This window comes from Sphingopyxis flava (assembly GCF_900168005.1).
Lineage (GTDB): Bacteria > Pseudomonadota > Alphaproteobacteria > Sphingomonadales > Sphingomonadaceae > Sphingopyxis > Sphingopyxis flava.
The window spans coordinates 1-2,884 of record NZ_FUYP01000082.1; the positions used below are offsets into that span (position 1 = coordinate 1).

General features: G+C 62.1%; 3 protein-coding genes and 1 pseudogene. 3 read left to right on the plus strand and 1 reads right to left on the minus strand.

Features of this window, described 5'->3' with window-relative positions:
• Positions 1 to 77: 77 nt before the first annotated feature.
• Positions 78 to 581, minus strand: a pseudogene (gene cysD, locus B5X69_RS20455) (sulfate adenylyltransferase subunit CysD); the annotation flags it as partial.
• A gap of 537 nt (positions 582 to 1,118) precedes the next feature.
• On the opposite strand from cysD, the gene B5X69_RS20460 reads away from it, so the two are divergent.
• The 3 genes from B5X69_RS20460 to B5X69_RS20470 all read left to right on the plus strand — a co-directional run bounded on the left by B5X69_RS20460 (position 1,119) and on the right by B5X69_RS20470 (position 2,488).
• Entirely contained in the window at positions 1,119 to 1,622 is a 504-nt protein-coding gene (locus B5X69_RS20460) for a flavin reductase family protein (protein WP_079640306.1), read from the plus strand.
• A 300-nt stretch (positions 1,623 to 1,922) separates the two neighbouring features.
• Positions 1,923 to 2,240 carry a helix-turn-helix domain-containing protein gene (locus B5X69_RS21655; RefSeq protein ID WP_176141718.1) on the plus strand — a complete coding sequence of 106 codons (318 nt, stop codon included), beginning with the start codon at positions 1,923 to 1,925 and terminating at the stop codon, positions 2,238 to 2,240.
• Complete coding sequence (locus tag B5X69_RS20470) at positions 2,237 to 2,488, plus strand: TetR/AcrR family transcriptional regulator C-terminal domain-containing protein (RefSeq protein WP_079640308.1); 252 nt, start codon at positions 2,237 to 2,239, stop codon at positions 2,486 to 2,488. The genes B5X69_RS21655 and B5X69_RS20470 overlap by 4 nt, the downstream gene beginning before the upstream one ends.
• Positions 2,489 to 2,884 lie beyond the last annotated feature (396 nt).

Genomic DNA, 2,884 nt, shown 5'->3' on the forward strand with positions numbered 1-2,884 from the left:
GCAAGACCCGATATCTCCATCAGGAGAAAACGCAAACGCTCCGGATGGTCCAACGCCTTCGCCAAAACCATCCTCGGTCAAATGCGATAGCCCTGGAAGTACCCCTGCTGCTTCTTGACTTCCATGCCGGCCCCGCCCGCATCCTTGTCAATGGCGCGGCCCTGCCGCTCGCTCGTGGTGGTGAGTAGTGTTTCCTGGATGACTTCGGACAAGGTCGATGCCTCGCTCTCGACCGCGCCGGTCAGCGGGTAGCAACCCAGCGTGCGGAAGCGGATGGAACGGTCGACCGGCACTTCGCCAGGCTTGAGCGGGAAGCGTTCGTCATCGACCATCAGCAACATCCCGTCACGCTCCACGGTCGGGCGCCTGGCCGCAAAGTAGAGCGGCACGATGGGGATGTCGTTGAGCTGTATGTACTGCCACACGTCGAGCTCAGTCCAGTTCGAGATCGGGAACACGCGGATGCTCTCGCCCTTGTGCTTGCGCGCGTTGTAGAGGTTCCACAGCTCGGACCGCTGGTTCTTGGGGTCCCAGCCGTGGCTCGCCGTGCGGAACGAGAAGATACGCTCTTTCGCAGAACTCCCATATGGAAGTAAAGCATTTGGCATCGCGTAAGCGTTGCGAGCGCAAGCTTCCCCGCCTCGTCCTGAATGAGTCGTCGCCAGAGGCATTCGCTGCACTCTTTCTGGACGCCGATTCCACAATGAAATCAATGCACAACGCGACTTCAGGATCGCAAAAGGTGCTGCAAGCCCGCGCCAGGCTGCCCCTTCCTGCCCTGGCAGCAGCCAGTCGGTCGCCGATGCCGAGCATGTTACATATCAGCCTTCTGATGGCGCTCCACCGGCATCCAACGCATCCTTGGCGACCCGGCTGGCCGGCACTGCTGGCGTGAGGCAACGCCGGAGCCGGTCTTGCTCCGCGCGGCCCCGCGCCATGTCGCCGGCCGGGCGAACATCATTATACTGATCGATGGCCACACCCGTCGGCATGCCGGTTCCCGAACGCGGCTTCGCTCTGTAAACGGGGGCAACAAACAGGCAGGCCCAGGCACGGGCATAGGCACGGGCAAGGGCATGGTCACCGGCACCGGCGCACAGATGAGAAGGCGTTGATCGATGGAACCGAAGTTCATTGCCGACCAGTCGCTGCTCGCCGATGCATTCCGGCAAAGCATGCGGCGGCTGGCCGCGACCGTCACGATCATCACGCTATTTCAGGATGGCGGACAGCCGATGGGCATGACCGCCACGGCGGTGACCTCGCTGTCGGCCGACCCGCTCTCGCTGCTGGCGTGCGTGAACCGCGACGCGCGGCTCAGCAGGCACCTTTCCATCGGCGCGTCGTTTTGCGTGAACCTGTTGTCGGAAGGGCATGACGAGGTGTCTCATGCCTTTGGCGGCCAGCGGTCCCAAGACGAACGCTTCGGGATCGGCGACTGGGAACTGGGCGACGTTCCCTACCTCAGGGACGCGCAAGTCAATTTCGTCTGCACCGTGGATGCCATATTCGAGTATGGCTCGCACAACATCGTGGTGGGTAGGATCGACGCCATCCGCATGCACCCCGAATTCGCACCGCTGGTCTATGGTGACGGACGGTACCTGTCGACACGAGCATGACATGTCGCCCTTGTCATGCAAGACATTGCGAGATGAACATCCATCGCGGCCATGACAAGTTGCAACCTCCGCTTCGCAACACAAGCCAGCCTCGGCCAGGCCGATGACCGGTCGGGCCTTGGTGATGGACGATCGACGCCGGTCGTCGATCATGCGCCCGGGCAAGGAACTGTCGTGGCAGCCCCTCGCGGACACGGGGTGGTCGCTTTGAATTCCGACAGCGCGACAAGGACCACTCGCCGGGGACGGCCACCCAAGAAGGACGAGGCGCGGCTTCAGGACGCATTCCTGGATTTTTGCATGAGACAGTTCCTCGTCAGGGGCTATCGCAGCACCACGATGGCCGATCTGGCAAGCGGCTTCGGGGCGAGCAAATCGACCTTGTACGCGCGCTACAAAAGCAAGGCGGGGTTGGTGCTGGCGGCCATGGAGCGCGCCGTTCCAGTTCTGCTCGCGCCGTTGTCGACCGTCGACACCCGGCTGACCCGGTCGCCTCGGGCCGTCCTGGAAGATTTCGGCATCCTGCTTCAGGCAAACGCGAACGATGTCTCGGTGCGCCGTTGTGGCGCACCGTCATTGAATCGCGTGCCGAAAGTCCGCAGATCGACCTTGCCATGAACAATGGCCTGAAGCGGACCCTTGCCCCCATGATCGATTATTTCGAGAGGGCGGGCGAGGTCGGAATTCTTGCCATCGAGGATGCGGAAGCGGGAGCCCGCGTCTTTGCCGAGCTGGCGTCGGGCGGTCTTGCCGCATTCATGTGTTCGCCCGCTTCCCCGGACGAACAGGCTGTCACTCTCCGATTCGCGCTGGACATCTTTCTTCTGGGTGCATCGCCGCGCCAGCCAGCGCCTCATCACAAGTGAGATTATCGAACCGGTGGTACGTATTTATTGCACGGCCGATATGGATGTGACGAAGATAAACGGGCAATTCAGGATAAGGAACGTAACCCGGGCAGCGAAAGGCCGCGATCGCATAGCGCCTGATCTGCGTTGAATTATCATGCGCGGCATGATCGCCAACCGCTCCCCGCAGTCTGGCGATGCCTCGAATACGCTGACCGGAGAGAGAAGAAATCTCTCCCGGCGACATGGAGATAGCCTGAAATGAGCAGTGCGGAAGTACGTTTTGACGGTCGAGTGGCGATCGTGACGGGGGCCGCAACGGCCTTGGGCGCGACTACGCGCTGAACCTGGCCAGCCGCGGGGCGAGCGTCGTCGTCAACGATCTGGGCGTGGACACGCGCGGCCAGCCGCTTG